Origin of the sequence: Halobacteriovorax sp. DA5, assembly GCF_002903145.1 — a bacterium.
In the GTDB taxonomy this organism is placed as follows: Bacteria; Bdellovibrionota; Bacteriovoracia; order Bacteriovoracales; family Bacteriovoracaceae; genus Halobacteriovorax_A.
The window spans coordinates 530,973-548,700 of record NZ_PPDJ01000002.1 but is presented as its reverse complement, the minus strand read 5'-3'; the positions used below and the strand labels follow the sequence as shown (position 1 = coordinate 548,700).

Here is a 17,728-nt window from a genome sequence, read left to right as displayed (position 1 = left end):
GCACATGGAAAATGTAGGTAACGGTAAAACAGTCATTGTCGGAATGAGCGGAGGAGTCGATTCTTCTGTATGTGCAGCTTTGTTAAAAGAGCAAGGCTATAACGTCATTGGCATGTTCATGAAAAATTGGGAAGAGCAGGATGAAAACGGAAATTGTAAAGCATCTCTAGAGTTTGAAGATGTTGTTGCCGTTTGTGAAAAGCTTGATATTCCATACTACTCTGTGGACTTTGTAAAAGAGTATCGTGACAACGTATTTGCAAACTTTCTTGAGGAATATGAACAGGGCTTTACACCTAATCCTGATATTCTTTGTAACCGTGAGATTAAATTCAAAGTTTTCTTCAATAAGGCCATGGAGCTTGGTGCAGATTTTCTTGCAACTGGGCACTACTGCCAGACAAAGAAGATTGACGGTAAGTCTAAACTTATTAAAGGCCTTGATAATAACAAAGATCAAACTTACTTTCTCTACACAATCAAATCAAAAGTTCTAGATAAGGTTCTTTTCCCAGTTGGTGCCATTGAAAAGCCACAGGTAAGAGAGATTGCAAAGAAGTATGACCTTATTACTCATGATAAGAAAGATTCAACAGGAATCTGTTTTATCGGTGAGAGAAATTTTAAAAACTTCCTTTCAAATTATATCCATATCAAAGAAGGCGACTTCGAACTTCTTGATGGAACTAAAGTTGGCCGCCACAGTGGTAGCGCCTTTTATACAATTGGCCAGAGAAAGGGCCTAGGCCTTGGTGGGCCAGGTGAGCCTTGGTTTGTTGTTGGTAAAGATACTGAGCGCAATGTCGTTATCGTTGAACGCGGCGAAAAACACGGTGCACTTTATGCTGACTATCTTACTGCCACAGATCTATCTTGGGTTGATGAGGAATTTATGCCTGAAGTTGGAATGAAGCTTAAGGCCAAGATTCGCTATCGTCAAAAAGATCAAGAGTGTACGATCACTGAAGTTTCTGAAGACTTTGTTAGAGTTGACTTTGATACTCCTCAGCGTGCTATTGCCAAACGCCAATCAATTGTCTTTTATACGAATTTAGAAGGTGAGGAAGTGTGTCTTGGCGGTGGAATGATTCAAGAGGCCGGGCCAACTTATTATGAGCAAGGTATTGAGCTGCCAGACTCAAATCTCTAAGACAATTTCATAGCTTCGCTTTATTGCTTTTAAGAAACTAAGAAATTTATCTTCTTTGTTCACCTTCCTATCCTCAAGCATTTGGGCCACATGAGAGCGGACACTCGACTGGAAGCATATAGGAAGCTTTCCGTTTTGCATGAGTATGTAATCAGCGCATAGCCTTGAAGTTCGGCCATTTCCGTTATCAAAGAAATGAAGACTTACGATCCATTGATACAGGTGAAAGGCCTTCTCATAAAAGCACATATCGACATCATTTAACAGGTTATCAGTAAGGAGCACTTTTGCTTCCTCTAGATACTGTGGCCTTATAAACTCGATACCACCCCCGTAGATAGGAGTTTCTCTGATTTGTGAATTCTTAGCATTGTAGATGGAGTTAATTTTCGTGATGATCTCAAAGCTAAGCGTCTTTTCATCTTGTATACATTCGCTGATGTAACGATTGGCCTCATCCCATCTTGCTAAGCTATTATCAATTGCTCTTGAAGCAGTGTTTGAAGAGAGCAGACGAGATTTAGCAAGCTTGGCCCAATTAGGATTCATCGATGCAATTAAACGAATCTCTAATTGCTCGATCTCACAAATAACTTCTTTAAAGACATCCCCTTGAGATTGATCAAGGGGAGTTAACAAATATTCTAGAACTTCTTTTGAATTCACAAATTTCTTTCTACTTACTTAGTTTGAACGAAGAAAACGTCTTCATAATTATTTTGTGAAAATACATTCTTAAGATTCTTAATGAGAAGAACTTTCTCACCGCCGATATTCTCAAGAATCATTTCTGTATTGGCGTAATCACTTTGGCAATTAAGTGATGAGTCACAGTTATATAGCTTGAACCTTTTACTTGTTAAACGATCAACACGGTAGTCATTTTCAGAGCTCAGGATATATCCATCTTCAAATACTTGATGGAGAACTAAAAAATACTCCATTTTTAATTCATCTTCAGTATGAGTCATCGTCTCATCGCTATTGTCTCTAATTTCGATTGCCCATTTAAATTTACGATAGTGTTTAGTGGCATCGTTTAGTTCATCGTTATATGTCCAATAATGACCGTCGAAAGACTTATTAGATTCAAATGATAAATTGGCCAGGGTTTCATAATTTGAAAGCATTTGTGTTCTGACTTCAGTAATCTCTTTTGCTTGTAGGTTTGCTACAGGGTTCATCATAATTAATGACGTTAATAGGATCTCTTTTTTCATTTTGCACCTCACATACTTGATTGATGAGGCTTATATATGATGTTTTTGTTTATATTAGAAATAATATTATGGAATAGTTGTTATACTAATTTGATATATGTCGATTACCACAGGCTTGGGTCATTAAGATCGTCTAATTTACTCTTTTTCTTCTTCAAGTGTTCTTTTTGTTCAAAGAAGCTGCAATCCGAGCCACTCGATTGGCGAACGAGGATGTAAGGCATATTTGTGGATTTCATATTAAATTTACGACATCCACGAGGAGCGTCCTTGTCCCAAGTACTAAAATAATATTTGCATTGCATACAGTTGATTCTTTTCACTCCAATATTGTACCACGCTCATGATATCTCGCAAGTTGGGGACTAAATAAAATATGACTAAGTGTTTGATATTGCGAGAGAAATTTGTCTAATGAACACCTTGCCTGACCAAATAATTGACGTTCATTTTTTATAACCTGCCAAATTTACATAGCTTATCCCAATTATTCTTGGCCTAGGTTATGCTTTATAAATAGCGACGGCAATTGAACGCTATAAATGCTTATTATGAGGAATTAAATTTAATGAAACTAATTGATACAAATCCACAATCAGAAAACGATGTTCTAGTGATGTTCCCTGCTGCTAAAAATTTTCCAGTAGAAGAGGAGCGCACAGCTAAAGCACCAACGCCTCTAAATAAGCTTATCGAAGAATTCGAAGAACAGGTCGCTTTACAAAAAGAACAAGAAAAAAGACCAGTTATGAATATCCCATCTAAGGAGGGGATTGAATCTATCAAAACTCGCCGCTCATGTAATACGGCCATTGAAATTCGCCTTGCTGCCCTTGAGGAAATTGAGCAAAGACTAAAGTTCTATCTTGAAGATATTGGGACTGCTAAAAGAAAAGTTTAAATAGAGAAGGCGCGGCTTTCGGTTAGTTGGCAAGTACGCGCTGGACTTGGCCGACTCTCGGCTCATGCCTTTGTAGCTCTCTTTGTGGTATGCTCTGGCCTTGTTCTTCGGGGTCTCCTGACCCCTCGAATTTGTTCGGCATCAATTTGCCATCGTGGCAATTGACGCCTCCAAAACCATCAAGCTACGCTTGCTTTTAACTAAGCAAGTTATGTATTAAAAAATGATATTTGGATTTGTCTTGGAAATGGTGCCTAGAACTGGACTTGAACCAGCAAGCTCGAAAGCACACGGCCCTCAACCGTGCGTGTTTACCAATTTCACCACCTAGGCACATTGAAATCACTTGAATTCTTTAGATATATTAATCACTTAGAATTTGATTGGCAATGAAAAATCTTGCTCGATATTGACCCGCTGTGGCATCGTCCAGTAAACTAGTTCAGTGAGGATTATTCTAATATTTGTGCTCTTTGCACTATCATTTACCCTGAATGCTAAAGAGTATACGAGGCCTATTGATTACGCTGAGTATACAGTTGAGATTAACGCTCCAATTGAAGCTGTGTGGGACTATAACTCAAAAAATGAGCACGCACGTCAGTGGTCGACCTACTTCTATAAGATTGTCTCTTGCCCAAATTCGCAGTGTCCGTGGAATGAGAAGTTAAAGCAAAGTGATATTGGTTTCACTCGACGCTGTTATCGAAGAGAGAGTGAGCAGGGGACTTTTTGGGACGAAACGACAACAATGGTTTCAAAAAGTGAAAACGAATACTACAAGCAGATCAGGGCCTATAACTTCAACGAATTTATGGATTTTATGAATTACAACGAGAAGGGAGAGTTTCTTGTTGAACAATTTTACAAGAAGCTTGGTGACAATAAGACGTCATTAACTTTTCGCTCTGGCTATATTCGTCGCCATGAACTTGCAAGTGCTCCGTCAAAATTTGAGTTTTTTTTATGGGAACAAATCTTTCACTTCATCACTAAGCGAAGTGTAACGAATACTTTTAAATGGAATCTTGAAAATATTAAGGCGCATATTGAGCAGGGTGAAAACTATAAGAGAATCCACCCGTATAGCTCAAATGATGCTGATTTTTATTAATTAGATTACTTTGAATACTTCATCAAAAGAGAAACGTACTTTTTCAAGATCCTTGTACTTGTCTTCATCTGATCTATAACCAAGCGCTACTGTTCCAAGAGTTTTATACTTTGTCCCTTCAAGCCCTAAGATCTTATCGTATTCTTCTGGAACGATCCCTTCGATTGCACATGTATCAATACCTTGAATGGCCGCTGTCATTAGAAGCTGTCCCATAGCAATATATGTTTGGCGTTGTGACCACTCTGGAATCGTTTTTGAACGTGGCCCATCAATTAATGCCGCCTTCATAACATCAAAATATCCTTGTAGACTTTCACGTTCTACATTTCTTTGCTCAGCAATTGATTGCACAAACTTTTCAACATATTCTTCATCTAGCTCTGTAAGGTAAGCAAGAACAACGTAGTGAGAGGCATCAGTTACTTGAGATTGGCCCCAAGAGTGCTCTCTAAGCTTTTGGCGTGTAGCCTCATCATTTACTAAAATGAACTTCCAAGGTTGTAGTCCAAATGAACTGGCCGCAAGTCTTAAAGATTCATTTAAAACGTGTAAGTCCTCATCTGTAATTTTTTTTGTTTTATCAAAAACTTTTGTGGCATAACGCCAATTAAGTGCTTTTATAATTTCTTCATTTTTCATGTGTACTCCACTGGTTATATATTTTATCTGCTTCAGCCTTTAGCTTCTGTATTTCTTTTAGATCAACATTATTTGAACAAAGAAGCTTTTGCGGAATTGATTTTGCTTTTTTCTTTAGTTTCTTTCCACTTGTCGTTGTTGTGATATAGACAATCCTTTCATCTTCAATACATCTCTTTTTCTCAACTAGGCCCTTTTCAATGAGGCGCTTAATCAGGGGAGTTAGAGTCCCGTTATCAAGAGAAAGCTTTTCTCCAAGCTGAGACATATTCACTTTGTCAGTTTCCCATAAGGCAAGCATGACAAGGTACTGTGGATAGGTGAGGTTTATCTCATCGAGATATGGCCTATATTGACTAGTAATGAGTTTACTTAGTCGATAGAGGCTGAAACAAATCTGATTGTCGATTAATAGAACTTCATCATTCATTATTTAAAGCTCTTTTCGATATCTTTTTCTAAACTTTCTGGTTTATCAATTGGTGCATATCTCTTAACAGGATGGCCTTCACTATCTACTAAGAATTTTGTGAAATTCCATTTTATTTTCTTGCTACCAAGTAGTCCTGGTAATTCATCTTTAAGATATTGATATAGTGGGTGTGTGTTATCTCCATTAACATCAATTTTTTCAAAAAGCGGAAATGAAGTTTTAAAAGTTAAGTCACAAAATGATTGAATATCCTCTGAGTTTCCTGGCTCTTGTTTGCCAAATTGATTACATGGGAAGGCCAAGATCTCCAGTTTTCCTTGATACTTATCGTATAGCTTTTGAAGTCCTTCATACTGAGGAGTAAAGCCACACTTACTTGCTGTATTTACGATCAATAAGCTTTTTCCCTTAAATTCAGATAGTGATCTTTCATTACCTCTAATATCAATAGCTTTGTAATCATAAATACTCATTTCAATCTCCTTTGATTTATTTGATAAGTAATATGTATCACAAAACTATATTGTGCACAACCTAATTGTAAAAAATAAGATATTGAAAAGATTTCAATATCTTATTTATATTGACGATCATATAGAGGAGGTCTGGCATGGCGCTCCATGTATTCATTTCCTCTGTAATCATCATCATTCATTTCTTGTATTTCTTGCTCAGACGCTGGATTTCTCTGTTTCTTCTCTTCACGAGATTGTTTTCGGTCCTGAGTTGCATTTTGCTCCTCTCCGTGAATCAATCGCTGAACTGAAGGATCATTTTCATCAACAATGGCAGTATAGCGCTCTCCATAAACTTCAAAGCCGAAAGCAAGAATTGCAAGTGTGATTATAATGTATGTGAGTGTCTTCATCTTATAACTCTTTTTGCCTCTCTTTTAACCTTGCTCTTACTCGTAGATTAAGTAGTGCATGTTGTTTAGAGAAGCATCTGCTTTTGCATCGCTTGAGGCAGGTGTACGCTCCATACGATGCTTCATTTTGGATTTCTTATCCTTTTTCATTTCTTTACTCATTTGATGACTTTCTGTCTTTTTTGACTTTCTCTCGCCCTTATCTCTCGCTGCAAATGTAGACGTGCTAAGCAGTAGAACGATTAAAGTCATAGGAATCAATTTCATATCATACCTCTTGTTTGTGTTTAGGCTTTTCTAAGCTCTTTGGTTGATTATGAAACTGTACTTTGGATTTTTTATGTAATTATTGTGGAGATTGTTTGATATTTTTTTTACTTGAATGGACGCTTATATTTTCCATCACTATCATGAGTATGACCATTTTCATCATCGCTTGGAATGCTTGCTGGATAGCGACTTCGTTCATATTCTTTTGGGATTATTGGGCCCATTCCGTCATCATCAATTTCAAAGATTTTTGCCTTCAAATCCTGTGTCTGAGTCTTATTAGGCGACTGTCCCTCTATAGCTAAGGTGTCGTAGGCACTTACTTTTACGGCCATTAATATAGAGAACAAAACGAGTAAGGATATTGCTTTCATTGGCCTTGTTACCTTTCTTTGATTAAAATGCTGATTATAGTTTTACTAATTTTAACTATCGGAATTTTATTTATATACTTTATTTAATAAATACTTTTCCTTGTAAATGTAATGGGTTAGACCTTGTCCAAATCAATAGCTGAATTCATTCATCAAAAACGACTCTCATCAATGCAATCATTCTTTGATGTGGGAATTAAACGCTTCTCTCGCATTACGCTGGATGAGCTTCGTCGGGCCATGGATCTTATTGAAGGCGAGTATAAGAATCTTGTCAATTGCTCTATTCAAAAGCTCAATGACCATACTTGCTTAGTTTGGGGCGAGCCTAAAGCTCATTGTATTATTCATCTACACTCAGGAGGCTATGTTACTGGCCATGAGTATACTAGTGCTCAATTTTGTCAGGCCCTTTTCGATTTCCACGAACACTCTTCCTATATCGTTTGTCCTGATTACCCTTTATCTCCAGAATCAAGTATTCCTGAAATCACAAATTGGTGCCTCGCTCTTTTAAATGATCTTCATCTTAAAGGTATAAAGAGTTTTACGTTAACTGGTACTTCTGCTGGTGCAAATCTTGCGACATTAGTTACATTGGCCAATAATCATTTAGGTAGTAAAGCATTTAAAATCTCTGATTTACATCTCTTAACAGGTCATTATCAAAGTGATTTTGAAACGACGTCGGCAAATCGATATGAGAGTGGCGAAGAAAGTGGTTTATCTAAATCTATGCTTTTAAAGCTATTGGATTATGCAATCTCAAATCGTGAAGTGCATATGAAAGACCCTGCGATTTTTCCTCTTTATAGTGATGAGCTTGAGGCCCTTCCTAAAACAATTATCTATGCCGCTAAGTATGATGTTCTCTACGATGACAGTTTAATGTTTTATGAGAAGTTATTGAGAGAAGGAGTTGATGTAACTTTCAAGGAGTTCTCACATGGATTTCATGCTTGGTCGAATCATATCCTTGAGAATGAAGAACTTCTAAATTATGCAAAAGCAAAAATCTTCACTGAAATCAAAGATTCGTAGATTCCTGAATTATCTAATCTTTCTCAAATAAGCTCTATCGAGATGGCCACTTTAATGGCCATAATTTTGACTTATAAGGATTCAAAAGCACGATAAATAGGTGTATTTAGAACATTTGTTGAGTAGCGATAAACTCTTATTAGAGAGGATTTTATGAAAGCTCAATTGGGTTTCTACAGACGTCACTTAGCATTAGGAGAGTTGGTTTCTTTCGAGGGCCTGCTTATGTTGGTTACGTTAATTTCTCTTTTCTTTTTTATTAGTCTTGCGCTTCTAATTACTATCGTCTTACTTGATTATATTCCTTACTCACCAAATGTAAGCATTGTGCTTGTTGTTTCACTATTAGTATATCAGCTTCGATTTACTGGCGATTCGCGAGAGCTCTTTGGTGATTTTCTATTTCCTACTAAAGCACTAAAAAAGTGGTTTGAAAGAAGCTTTATGATCTGCTGTCTTTCACTCATTATTTCCTTCTTCTGTCTTTCTATGCTCAGGTACTTTCGTTATTCATCAATGAATACGCAGCAGCTCCTTTCGTATTTTCATATGGCAAAACCTGTCTATGCTTTTGTTTTTATCAAGCATCGTCCAAATGATTTTTTAGCTTATTATGATAAAGGAATGCCTCTGGATAGAGACTTCCGTTGGCTTAATGACCAAGTGCTTATTAAGGCAATGGTCGTTAATAATAGGCATGAGCTTTTGGCAAAATTCCTCTCTAAAAAAGAAGGATATAATATTTCTTCGGCCCAATAGTGAATTCTTATATCTTGTGTGAGTAAGTTTAATTAGTTAAAATTTATCCATGGCACGTATAAAATTATCGACACCTCAAAGAGAAGCTGATTTTAAAACTAAAATTGAGCTAACAATTAACTTCGTCAATTATGGAAATCATATGGGAAATGATGCTGTGGCAACACTTTGTCATGAAGGGCGTCTGCGCTTTCTTAAATCCCTTGGTCATGATGAACTAAATTGCTTTGGTAAGTCACTAATTCAAGCTGATGCTGCTTATATGTACCGTGGAGAGGCTTTCCATGGGGACGTTTTAGAGGTTGAAATGTTTGTCGAAGATATTAGTGAGTACGGCTTTGACCTTCTATATAAATTCACATGCGGTGATCGTCTTATCGCTTATGCTAAAAATGGCCTAGTCTTCTTTGACTATGAAGAGCGCAAGCTTGCCAAGGCCCCACAGGAATTTTTAAATCATTTTAAGAAATAAAAAAGGCCTCTATTGAGGCCTTTTCTTTTATTTGATTTAATCAATTTTTTGAATTTGTTGAATATATTCTCTGTACTCTTGAATATTATCATTTTGAGCTTGGATATTATCTAGCTCTGGAAGTTCAACGTTATCGAAGATATTTTTAACTTTCTTATCGATCTCGTGCTTAACACCAATTGATAGAAGGAAGTCATAACACTTAAGTGCTTCTTCGATCTTCTTATTCGCTTCGTGCATCGTTGCTGCATTTGAAGTTTCAAAAGTTGAAGGAAGTTCTAACTTACCAAGTTTTCCACCTGAGATAACGTGAAGAAGTCCTGGCCAAAAAGATGCTTCGTCAGCATCCATAGAGTCATTGATTGCAAGAGCAAGAATGATATCAATACGTGCTTTTAAAAGCGCGATTGAAATTTCACGGTTGTGACCTGCTACGATATATTCTTCTGACTTACTTAGTGTTGCACCTTGAGAGTCTTTAATAAGTGCATCTTTCATAAGTGTGTACATCGACATTTCAGCAAAACCATTATTTTTTGCATTGAAAGTTTGACGGTGGTGAACCTTGTGAAGGGCCGCAGCTACAGCATAGAAAGATTGCTCGTAGTTACGTTTTTTAAGTGACCACTTTCCTGTGTGGATAGGAGTCATCTTACCTTTCTTCATTGCTTTTTTAACGTTGAATTCACCTTTAATATCTGTTTCATAAACAGAGGCCATATTCTTGTAAAACTCTTCTACTGCATCATAGAAAAGCATGTCACGAATTTCTAAATTATCGTAAGGCTTAATTCCTGTATAAAGGTTATATTCAAATGCCATAAAGAATTTTGCAGCATTTGTAAGCTTTTGACCCATTTCAATATTGTCATTTAAGATAAGTGCGAAAGCATCACGTCTTTCAACTGAAGACTGTGCCGAACGAAGCTGTGAGTATAGTTGTGATGTTGTATCACTCATACCATCAGTCGTCTCACCAAGCTTATCCATTTTTTCTGGCATTTTGATGGCCTCTTTAACTTCCTTACAACCTGTAAACAGTGTAAGTAGCATAAGAGGAATTAAGAATTTTTTCATGACTCTCTCCCTAATTTTCTATATAAAAGTAGGTCTTTGTATGATGAGGGTCACTAAAATGAAAGTGTTTATCTTGACGTGTGAAAGAAGTAACCTGTCTAACTAGCTGAATTAACACTCAGTGACGTTAACAGCAAGGCCTCCACGGCTTGTTTCTTTATACTTCGTTTGCATATCAGCACCAGTTTCTTTCATGGTTTTGATAACTTTATCAAGACTCACAAAATGACTTCCGTCCCCACGCATGGCCATTCTGGCCGCATTAATTGCTTTTACTGCACCCATCGCATTTCGCTCAATACATGGAATTTGCACAAGGCCACCGATTGGATCGCAAGTTAGTCCTAGGTTATGTTCCATTGCAATTTCTGCGGCGTTTTCGATTTGTTCGTTTGTTCCACCAAGTACTTGTGTAAGCCCTGCTGCCGCCATTGAGCAAGCAACACCAACTTCGCCCTGACAACCAACTTCTGCACCTGAAATCGAAGCATTCTTTTTATAGAGAATCCCGACACAACCGGCGACTAAAAGGAAGTCCACAACTTTATCAATTGAAGCGTCCTTAACAAATTTAAGATAGTATTTAATAACTGCTGGAATAATTCCAGCCGCTCCATTTGTTGGTGCTGTCACAACTTTTCCACCAGAAGCATTTTCTTCGTTAACAGAAATAGCAAAGAGATTTACCCAATCCATAATCGTTAGGGGATCAAGGTTCTTCTCACAGTCTTTTTTCGAAAGAGCTTCGTATAACTTCTTTGCTCGTTTATTTACTTTAAGGCCACCTGGAAGTTGTCCTTCTGCTTTAAGGCCTCTACTTATGCAATTATCCATTGCCTGCCAAATTTCTAAAAGGCCTTTATTAATCTCTTCTTCACTTCGCCATGATGTTTCGTTTGTCTTAATTAAATCACAAATTGAAATATCATTTTCATTAGCGATTGCTAGAAGTTCATCTCCACATGTGAATGGGTATTTAACCTTGCTTGTGTGTTGAGAGAAAATATCGCCTTCGTTATTTTCGCCTTCAGCTACGATGAAGCCACCACCAATTGAGAAGTAGACTTTCTTATATAACTCACGTCCATCTTTATCGATGGCCTGGAAGCACATTCCATTCGAGTGGAAGTCGAGAGTTTGTTTGCGATGGAATAAGATATGTTCACGTGGAATATAAGAGATCACTTTTGCGTTATCTTTACCTTCAAAGAAAGTAAGCTTTTCTTGGTCGTGAGCTAGATTTAAGATGCGATCAATTTGATCTGGGCAGATATCTTCAGGAGTGTAACCACTAAGTCCTAGAATGACGGCCTTGTCTGTGCCATGTCCTTTACCTGTTAAGGCAAGAGATCCATAGAGTGCTGTCGAAACGACTTGCGTCTCATCAAATAAACCCATTGAAACGAGTTTATCCATAAATTCTTTAGCGGCCCTCATAGGCCCTACTGTATGCGAGCTACTAGGCCCAATTCCGATTGAGTAGATATCAAAAACACTTAAATTCATGAGGAATTTATATCAGATGATTATGATTTGAGCTAGCCTAGTTCCACTTATCTTCAAGATATGTATGAATTGTGTTCACTGTTGCTGCATCAGGTGGATCATTAAAGAGCATAAATTCCATAACATCACCGTTAAAATAGCCACCATTTCCACTAAGAGATCCTGTATGGGTGTAGCTATCACTAAGGTATGAACCTAAAGAGATTGCCCCCGAGTGAGCATATAGGAGTGAAGTTGAAGTTGTAGAGCCGATTGAGCTTCCATTTATATAACAAGTGAGATCACCATCAGGCCCGGCCGCTCCCGTATAATTTGTGTAATCAAAAACCCAAGTAATATGATAAATGGTATTTATTGCTATCGGCTCGCTGACAGAAATGAATGGCTGGCTACCGTCTCCGTCATCGTTTATATTCCAGAATCCACAGTACAGATTTCCGCCTTGAATATAGATATTCATTCCACGACTGGCCCCGCCTTCCTCGTAGATAATTTGCAGACTTGTGATATCGGCAGAGGTCTCAATAGACGCTGTGATATTTCTTTGATTAGTCGTGGCCGTATTTAGCTCTGCATGGTTTGCAACAGTTAGATACTGATTAGTTCCATTAAAAACAACATGATTATCGACGCCATCAAAAGTTGGAGCGCCTCCATTTTGATAAAAATTATGTGTATTGGCACTACCGGAAATATCAAGCCAATCTTCGACAACTCCATTGAATGCACCATTGCTCGCAATTTTTCCCGTGTTGTCTAGGATGGAGCTTAAGTCGCTAGCATCTAGTCTTGCAACCATATTAGGGAGGGATGTTGCTGGATTGAAAACCTGAAAGGCCACTGAGTTTTGTGTGATACTTAGACCTGCACCATCAACTGCCCTCAATGAGATATAGTAATTAGTTGCTTCATTAAGTGAGAAGCTAGCGCCATCAACACCACTAACTAGCTTATAACTTGTAACATTGCCGATGTTGATCCAGCTCTGAATATTTGTGAAGCCCGGATTGGTTCCGATTGCAATTTCATAATGATCGATTTGGCAGTTATCTGTTGCTGCTACCCAAGTTGTTGTCGTAGAGGATGCGGCCGTGGCGTCATCTGCTGAAACGTCTGGTGTACCAACAGCACTTGGTGCCGTGTTGTCCCAATAGAAGCTAGTGCTTGCTAGTGTCGTCGAGGTTTGTGCTGTTGCACTTACTGCACGCACCGAAGGGTAGTAAGCTTGGCACTCTGTTAGTCCAACAAGACCTGTGTGCGTGTAATTTGTTACTGTGCCAATATTTGTCCAGGCCGTATGCTCGGAGCCAGCCGATGTTGTTCCTAGAGTGTAGTCGATATGATCGAAACTTGCTGGATTAGTCCATGAGACTGCTGGAGCGTTTTGCGGTAAGGCGCCCGTAATCACGGCCTGGGCCGTTGAAATTGCGCTGGGAGCCGCCTGACCAACAGGAGCTGCCTGGATACCATCTGCACCTTCTGCTCCACCTGAGCAAGAAGTTAGGATGAGGCCAAGAGATGTTAATATTATTGCGGACTTAACAAGTTTCATTCTAAATAAATTATAGAATGAATGATCTTTAATTAATTTAGGAAATAATTTACCTAGTTTAAGTTGTTGAAATTACTTACCACGAGAGTCCGGATAGATGCAACGGTCTCCACAATGTTCTTCGATGTCCTGCCATTTGGGATTTTGCTCTAATTCGTATTTATATTTATAGATCTCTTCAGATGATGGCCTTCGAAGCTTTCGTTCATCTTGATTGGCCGCTTCTTCATAAGGGTTTGTTGTTCCAAAGCTATCCATACGGTATGGGCCGCTTTGATTATCTGAGTCTTCTTGTGCATAAGCACCAGAGAATAATAGTGATATAATCAATATCCTTAGAAGTTTCATACAGTCTATCATTACCAAAGAAGATGAATCTTTAATGAAAGACTGTGAATAGAAATTCTTATTTATTTTAGTCTTTCTTATCAAGGGCCTGATAGAGCTTTAATGAAATCCAAGCATCAGTTGCAGCGTAGCGAATTTGGGCATCTGTTAATTTGTTATTTTCCCAATTTGTTAGCTTTGCCTTCTTAGAGATTTTCTTCTCTAAGAGAATTCCCGTTAAGGACTGTAGACCAAGAGTAATATAGCCTTGCGCTTTTGCAAGGTCTTGAACATCGACAACGCCTTTTGCGTTGATATGGTATTGCTTCTTAAGATCACGACAATCGTCTTTAACCGCAACCCCTGTTTTAATTAGATTCTCGTCTTCTAAATATTCGACTAGATAGTCAGGGCATTGAATCTTATTTAAACGAAAAAGGAAGCATTCATCTTCAAATGAAACTTGAATAAGACTTATGCGAAAATTGTCGGTCTTTTTAAAAGAAGGCCTTGATTCAGTATCAAGGCCCGTGCAATTGTATTTTTGATTTAATTCTTGAAATCTTTTAGAAATATCTTGGGCCTTTTGTTCAGTATCAATTAAATGAATCTGGCCCGTGTAATCAATCATCTCGAAAGAGTTGATTTCTTCTTTAGTAATTCTAGCTTTAATATTATTCGTATTCTTCTTCGTATTCTTCAATGACTTCTTCCACTTCTTCTTCGCTCTTAGCGCCTTCTTCAAAGATATAAGGCCCTAAAGCTTCTTTTAATTTGTAATCAGTGTAAGCAGAGACAACTTTTGTAACAGTTTCGCCACTGCCTCCAAGTGGAGATGATTGACGTTCACACTTTCCACCTTGCTTCTTACATACGTTTACTTTATAGCAACCTTTGTCAAAATCAAAGGCATAATCGATTTCACCAGCTACTAATATACCAATAACCTCATCTTTCTTATTTAAAACAGGAGATCCTGAGTTACCTGCAAAAGTATCGAGGTCTGTGATGATCTCTTTGCTGTAAATTGGGTTTGAGATAACCTTGGCTCCGTCTGCAACTTTAAGAGGGAGTCCCGTAGGGTAGCCCGCCACATAAATATCTGTACCTTTTGCTGTTGCATTCGTTGACATGTTTAGAGTTAGTGGCTTCTTATCTGTCGCTTCTCGTTCAAGTTCAACAACTGCATAATCTAGTGTACCTGTGTAAGATGCCGCTACAACGCGCTTACAACCATAGACGTCATTCTTTTTAATTTCTAATTGCCCATCTTTATTTACTGATGTTGAGTTATAATTGAATACCCATTTATTATCTCTACACTTTGATGTTACTTGGTCAGAAACTTCTGTTCCACCTGAGATCATACAGTGTCCGGCCGTCATAAGAAGATTCTTTCCTATTAAGAATCCACTACAACTTGCAATCGTAGGCTGATCTCTAAATCTCATGTCACCACAAGTAGGGTAACCTCTATGGTATTTTAATGTAGGAAATCTAAGAAGTTTTGTATCTGCAACCTTTCCTTTTTCATCTTTCAAAAAAGCATAGCTTGGAACCATTGCTGCAACACTATCAACTAGGAATTCTTTATTTGATTCGTGAACATCAACTCTGTTATCGTTTCCATAAATAACTTTATTAATGGCCATCGAATTTGTTGAAAGTAGCGCTGAAAATAATGCGATTTGCGTAAGATTTAACTTCAAATTTCCCTCTCTTTTGCTTTTTGTAAGTTTTTGCAGTTTTCTTTACATTTGAATATAAGAAAGTTGTGATTTGAAAAACTTACATGATGACGATTACCTAATTTCACGCTACTATCGGGACCTATGAATCAAGTAAATAAAGTAAATAGAGACGATTTGCAGCTGTCATCTTACGACTACGATCTGCCTAAAGAACAGATTGCTGAGCGCCCAATTGAGGGACGTCATCACTCAAGATTATTAGTTTACAATTGTAAAACAGATACAATTTCTCATCATAAGTTCAATGAATTAATTAACTTTCTACCGAAAGAAACAACTTTGGTTTTAAATCAAAGCAAGGTCTTCCCTTGTCGTCTAAAAGGTCACAAGGAAAGTGGTGGTAACGCTGAAGTTTTCTTTCTAAGTGTTGAGGCCGATGAAAATGGCCACTACCGTGCACTTGTGAAAGCGCGTGGCAAGAAGAAGGCCGATGACAAGTATATTTTCGCTAACGGTCTGACGATTTCAATTGTCGATAATATTGAAGGTGAGTTCTTGATCGCTCCTTCAATTGTTGGCAATGATCTTATTGACTACTTAAATGCAAATGCACTTGTTCCAATTCCTCCTTATATTCGTGGGGGAGAGTCAGACGAACAAGATAAGAAAGATTATCAAACGGTCTTTGCCAATGAATTAGGAAGTGTTGCTGCTCCAACGGCCGGACTGCATTTTTCTGATGAGCTATTAGAGCAGATTAAAAGTCAAGGCCATGACATTGCCAAAGTTACTTTACATGTTGGTCTTGGTACTTTTGCTCCAGTTAAAGTTGATAATTTAGAAGATCACAAAATGCACTCTGAAAATTACTTTGTTGATAAAGTTAATTTTGAAAAAATAAAAAATGCTAATAAGCGCATTGCCGTTGGGACGACGAGTTTAAGAACTCTTGAAACAATTTGGCAAAATGGAGTCGATAATTATACTCCGGGAGAGATGAAGGATACTTCAATCTTTTTACACCCTGGAGTTGATGTGAAGAGTATTGATGGTTTGGTAACTAACTTTCACCTTCCTAAATCAACGCTACTTATGCTTGTGAGTGCGCTAATTGGCCGAGAGAAAACATTAGAGATTTATAATATTGCAGTTAAAGAGGGATATCGTTTCTTTTCATATGGTGATGCGATGTTAATTTTAAGGTAAGTGAATATGATTAAAGTTGAAGGTTATAGCGGTAAGGCCCGCGCAACAACAATAACAACAGAGCACGGTGAGATTAAAACACCAATTTTTATGCCTGTTGGAACTCGTGCATCTGTTAAGTGTATGTGGCAAGAAGATCTTTACGAGATGAATGCTCAAATCATTCTTGGTAACACTTATCACTTATACCTAAGACCTGGGCATGAGCTAATTGAAAAAGTAGGTGGCGGCCTTCATGGTTTTATGAATTGGGATCGTCCAATTCTTACAGACTCAGGTGGGTTTCAAGTATTTTCCCTTTCAGACATTAATAAGATCACAGAAGAAGGAGTAACTTTTTCTTCACATATTGATGGGTCAAAACATCTAATCTCTCCAGAAAAAAGTATGGAGATTCAAAAGGGCCTTGGCTCAGATATCGTCATGGCATTTGATGAGTGCCCTAAACTTCCAGCAACGAAAGAAACTCTTCGCGAGAGTATGGAGTTAACTCTTAGATGGGCCAAGCGTTGTATTGATTATAAGCTTCGCGACTACCAAAAACTTTTTGGTATTGTTCAAGGTGGCCTACATCATGATCTTCGTACTGAGTGTATGCAGCGCCTTGAAGAAATGGACTTTCCTGGTCTTGCTCTAGGTGGACTTTCGGTTGGTGAAAAGAACGAAGAGATGGTTGATTTCCTAAATGGATTTGTTCACACTATGCCTGATCAAAAACCAAGATACTTAATGGGTGTTGGAAAGCCTCTTGATATTCTTAATGGGATTCGCGCCGGTATTGATATGTTTGACTGTGTTCTTCCAACAAGGAATGCACGTAACGGACAATTTCTAACACACGATGGACCTCTTAATATTAAGAATCTTCGTTTTAGAGAGGATACACTTCCGCCTGATCCAAGTTGTGATTGCAAAGTTTGTAAAACGTATTCACGTTCATACATTAGACACCTATACACAACTGGAGAGTTTCTTTCTGGTAACCTGATCACTTATCACAATCTTTATTTCATGATTAAGATGACTCAAGATGCACGAGAAGCAATTCTAGCGGATAGGTTTGACGATTATTATAAAGAATTTTATAACAGATACACTTCACGAAAATGGGCCTCAGGCCAATAA

At 37.9% G+C, this 17,728-nt stretch carries 23 protein-coding genes and 1 tRNA gene; 8 read left to right on the top strand and 16 right to left on the bottom strand.

Features of this window, described 5'->3' with window-relative positions; translation table 11 throughout:
* The first annotated feature begins 4 nt into the window (after window positions 1-4).
* Entirely contained in the window at window positions 5-1,150 is a 1,146-nt protein-coding gene (gene mnmA / locus C0Z22_RS05970; protein ID WP_103217428.1) for a tRNA 2-thiouridine(34) synthase MnmA, read from the top strand.
* Here mnmA and C0Z22_RS05965 read toward each other — a convergent pair.
* The 3 genes from C0Z22_RS05965 to C0Z22_RS05955 form a co-directional block, all read right to left on the bottom strand.
* Window positions 1,139-1,816 (bottom strand): Fic family protein, encoded by a 678-nt coding sequence (locus C0Z22_RS05965; protein ID WP_103217427.1) that lies wholly within the window; start codon window positions 1,814-1,816, stop codon window positions 1,139-1,141. The genes mnmA and C0Z22_RS05965 overlap by 12 nt on opposite strands.
* 14 nt (window positions 1,817-1,830) lie before the next feature.
* Window positions 1,831-2,370, bottom strand: a complete 540-nt coding sequence (locus C0Z22_RS05960; RefSeq protein WP_103217426.1) for a hypothetical protein — start codon at window positions 2,368-2,370, stop codon at window positions 1,831-1,833.
* 104 nt (window positions 2,371-2,474) lie between these two features.
* The gene (locus tag C0Z22_RS05955; protein ID WP_199177525.1) at window positions 2,475-2,693 is read right to left on the bottom strand and encodes a hypothetical protein; all 219 of its coding nucleotides are present in this window, start codon (window positions 2,691-2,693) and stop codon (window positions 2,475-2,477) included.
* Between the two features lie 245 nt (window positions 2,694-2,938).
* Here C0Z22_RS05955 and C0Z22_RS05950 point away from each other — a divergent pair, with 245 nt between their 5' ends.
* Entirely contained in the window at window positions 2,939-3,271 is a 333-nt protein-coding gene (locus C0Z22_RS05950; protein ID WP_103217424.1) for a hypothetical protein, read from the top strand.
* A gap of 248 nt (window positions 3,272-3,519) precedes the next feature.
* On the opposite strand, the gene C0Z22_RS05945 is transcribed toward C0Z22_RS05950, so the two are convergent.
* Window positions 3,520-3,604 (bottom strand) — tRNA-Leu (locus C0Z22_RS05945).
* Window positions 3,605-3,716: 112 nt separating this feature from the next.
* On the opposite strand from C0Z22_RS05945, the gene C0Z22_RS05940 reads away from it, so the two are divergent.
* A complete protein-coding gene (locus C0Z22_RS05940) occupies window positions 3,717-4,385 on the top strand; it encodes a hypothetical protein (RefSeq protein WP_146037815.1) in 669 nt (222 codons plus the stop codon).
* Here the strand turns inward: C0Z22_RS05940 and C0Z22_RS05935 are convergent, their stop codons facing one another.
* From C0Z22_RS05935 to C0Z22_RS05910, 6 genes are all read right to left on the bottom strand, one after another.
* Window positions 4,386-5,027 carry an NAD(P)H-dependent oxidoreductase gene (locus C0Z22_RS05935; protein ID WP_103217422.1) on the bottom strand — a complete coding sequence of 214 codons (642 nt, stop codon included), beginning with the start codon at window positions 5,025-5,027 and terminating at the stop codon, window positions 4,386-4,388.
* Window positions 5,017-5,457: a MarR family winged helix-turn-helix transcriptional regulator gene (locus C0Z22_RS05930; RefSeq protein ID WP_199177524.1), complete on the bottom strand. Its 441-nt coding sequence runs from the start codon at window positions 5,455-5,457 to the stop codon at window positions 5,017-5,019. The genes C0Z22_RS05935 and C0Z22_RS05930 overlap by 11 nt, the downstream gene beginning before the upstream one ends.
* Window positions 5,457-5,933, bottom strand: coding sequence for a glutathione peroxidase (locus C0Z22_RS05925; protein WP_103217420.1), 477 nt, complete (start codon window positions 5,931-5,933; stop codon window positions 5,457-5,459). The genes C0Z22_RS05930 and C0Z22_RS05925 overlap by 1 nt, the downstream gene beginning before the upstream one ends.
* 101 nt (window positions 5,934-6,034) lie before the next feature.
* Window positions 6,035-6,328, bottom strand: a complete 294-nt coding sequence (locus C0Z22_RS05920; RefSeq protein ID WP_103217419.1) for a hypothetical protein — start codon at window positions 6,326-6,328, stop codon at window positions 6,035-6,037.
* Between the two features lie 36 nt (window positions 6,329-6,364).
* Window positions 6,365-6,595, bottom strand: a complete 231-nt coding sequence (locus C0Z22_RS05915; RefSeq protein WP_103217418.1) for a hypothetical protein — start codon at window positions 6,593-6,595, stop codon at window positions 6,365-6,367.
* Window positions 6,596-6,702: 107 nt separating this feature from the next.
* Window positions 6,703-6,972, bottom strand: coding sequence for a hypothetical protein (locus C0Z22_RS05910; protein WP_146037814.1), 270 nt, complete (start codon window positions 6,970-6,972; stop codon window positions 6,703-6,705).
* A 123-nt stretch (window positions 6,973-7,095) separates the two neighbouring features.
* On the opposite strand from C0Z22_RS05910, the gene C0Z22_RS05905 reads away from it, so the two are divergent.
* From C0Z22_RS05905 to C0Z22_RS05895, 3 genes are all read left to right on the top strand, one after another.
* On the top strand, window positions 7,096-8,013 hold the full coding sequence (locus C0Z22_RS05905; RefSeq protein ID WP_146037813.1) for an alpha/beta hydrolase fold domain-containing protein: 918 nt from the start codon (window positions 7,096-7,098) through the stop codon (window positions 8,011-8,013).
* A gap of 153 nt (window positions 8,014-8,166) precedes the next feature.
* Window positions 8,167-8,772, top strand: a complete 606-nt coding sequence (locus C0Z22_RS05900) for a hypothetical protein (protein WP_103217415.1) — start codon at window positions 8,167-8,169, stop codon at window positions 8,770-8,772.
* Between the two features lie 49 nt (window positions 8,773-8,821).
* On the top strand, window positions 8,822-9,244 hold the full coding sequence (locus tag C0Z22_RS05895; protein ID WP_103217414.1) for a thioesterase family protein: 423 nt from the start codon (window positions 8,822-8,824) through the stop codon (window positions 9,242-9,244).
* A gap of 36 nt (window positions 9,245-9,280) precedes the next feature.
* Here C0Z22_RS05895 and C0Z22_RS05890 read toward each other — a convergent pair whose 3' ends face one another.
* From C0Z22_RS05890 to C0Z22_RS05865, 6 genes are all read right to left on the bottom strand, one after another.
* Window positions 9,281-10,321 carry a hypothetical protein gene (locus tag C0Z22_RS05890; protein ID WP_103217413.1) on the bottom strand — a complete coding sequence of 347 codons (1,041 nt, stop codon included), beginning with the start codon at window positions 10,319-10,321 and terminating at the stop codon, window positions 9,281-9,283.
* Between the two features lie 111 nt (window positions 10,322-10,432).
* A complete protein-coding gene (locus C0Z22_RS05885) occupies window positions 10,433-11,827 on the bottom strand; it encodes an L-serine ammonia-lyase (RefSeq protein WP_103217412.1) in 1,395 nt (464 codons plus the stop codon).
* Between the two features lie 37 nt (window positions 11,828-11,864).
* Window positions 11,865-13,379 (bottom strand): hypothetical protein, encoded by a 1,515-nt coding sequence (locus C0Z22_RS05880; RefSeq protein WP_103217411.1) that lies wholly within the window; start codon window positions 13,377-13,379, stop codon window positions 11,865-11,867.
* A 72-nt stretch (window positions 13,380-13,451) separates the two neighbouring features.
* Entirely contained in the window at window positions 13,452-13,709 is a 258-nt protein-coding gene (locus C0Z22_RS05875; RefSeq protein WP_103217410.1) for a hypothetical protein, read from the bottom strand.
* Between the two features lie 85 nt (window positions 13,710-13,794).
* Window positions 13,795-14,409: a 3'-5' exonuclease gene (locus C0Z22_RS05870; RefSeq protein WP_103217409.1), complete on the bottom strand. Its 615-nt coding sequence runs from the start codon at window positions 14,407-14,409 to the stop codon at window positions 13,795-13,797.
* Window positions 14,381-15,415 carry a serine protease gene (locus tag C0Z22_RS05865; protein WP_103217408.1) on the bottom strand — a complete coding sequence of 345 codons (1,035 nt, stop codon included), beginning with the start codon at window positions 15,413-15,415 and terminating at the stop codon, window positions 14,381-14,383. The genes C0Z22_RS05870 and C0Z22_RS05865 overlap by 29 nt, the downstream gene beginning before the upstream one ends.
* Window positions 15,416-15,538: 123 nt before the next feature.
* Here C0Z22_RS05865 and queA point away from each other — a divergent pair, with 123 nt between their 5' ends.
* Window positions 15,539-16,603: a tRNA preQ1(34) S-adenosylmethionine ribosyltransferase-isomerase QueA gene (queA, locus tag C0Z22_RS05860; protein WP_199177523.1), complete on the top strand. Its 1,065-nt coding sequence runs from the start codon at window positions 15,539-15,541 to the stop codon at window positions 16,601-16,603.
* Window positions 16,604-16,609: 6 nt separating this feature from the next.
* Window positions 16,610-17,728 carry a tRNA guanosine(34) transglycosylase Tgt gene (gene tgt, locus C0Z22_RS05855; protein ID WP_103217407.1) on the top strand — a complete coding sequence of 373 codons (1,119 nt, stop codon included), beginning with the start codon at window positions 16,610-16,612 and terminating at the stop codon, window positions 17,726-17,728.

Coding starts and splice junctions, on each gene's coding strand:
- C0Z22_RS05910 (WP_146037814.1), bottom strand. CDS start 6,972: ATGAAAGCAATATCCTTACTCGTTTTGTTCTCTATATTAATGGCCGTA.
- C0Z22_RS05930 (WP_199177524.1), bottom strand. CDS start 5,457: ATGAATGATGAAGTTCTATTAATCGACAATCAGATTTGTTTCAGCCTC.
- C0Z22_RS05885 (WP_103217412.1), bottom strand. CDS start 11,827: ATGAATTTAAGTGTTTTTGATATCTACTCAATCGGAATTGGGCCTAGT.
- C0Z22_RS05880 (WP_103217411.1), bottom strand. CDS start 13,379: ATGAAACTTGTTAAGTCCGCAATAATATTAACATCTCTTGGCCTCATC.
- C0Z22_RS05895 (WP_103217414.1), top strand. CDS start 8,822: ATGGCACGTATAAAATTATCGACACCTCAAAGAGAAGCTGATTTTAAA.
- queA (WP_199177523.1), top strand. CDS start 15,539: ATGAATCAAGTAAATAAAGTAAATAGAGACGATTTGCAGCTGTCATCT.
- C0Z22_RS05925 (WP_103217420.1), bottom strand. CDS start 5,933: ATGAGTATTTATGATTACAAAGCTATTGATATTAGAGGTAATGAAAGA.
- C0Z22_RS05950 (WP_103217424.1), top strand. CDS start 2,939: ATGAAACTAATTGATACAAATCCACAATCAGAAAACGATGTTCTAGTG.
- C0Z22_RS05960 (WP_103217426.1), bottom strand. CDS start 2,370: ATGAAAAAAGAGATCCTATTAACGTCATTAATTATGATGAACCCTGTA.
- C0Z22_RS05935 (WP_103217422.1), bottom strand. CDS start 5,027: ATGAAAAATGAAGAAATTATAAAAGCACTTAATTGGCGTTATGCCACA.
- C0Z22_RS05900 (WP_103217415.1), top strand. CDS start 8,167: ATGAAAGCTCAATTGGGTTTCTACAGACGTCACTTAGCATTAGGAGAG.
- C0Z22_RS05890 (WP_103217413.1), bottom strand. CDS start 10,321: ATGAAAAAATTCTTAATTCCTCTTATGCTACTTACACTGTTTACAGGT.
- C0Z22_RS05920 (WP_103217419.1), bottom strand. CDS start 6,328: ATGAAGACACTCACATACATTATAATCACACTTGCAATTCTTGCTTTC.
- mnmA (WP_103217428.1), top strand. CDS start 5: ATGGAAAATGTAGGTAACGGTAAAACAGTCATTGTCGGAATGAGCGGA.
- C0Z22_RS05915 (WP_103217418.1), bottom strand. CDS start 6,595: ATGAAATTGATTCCTATGACTTTAATCGTTCTACTGCTTAGCACGTCT.
- tgt (WP_103217407.1), top strand. CDS start 16,610: ATGATTAAAGTTGAAGGTTATAGCGGTAAGGCCCGCGCAACAACAATA.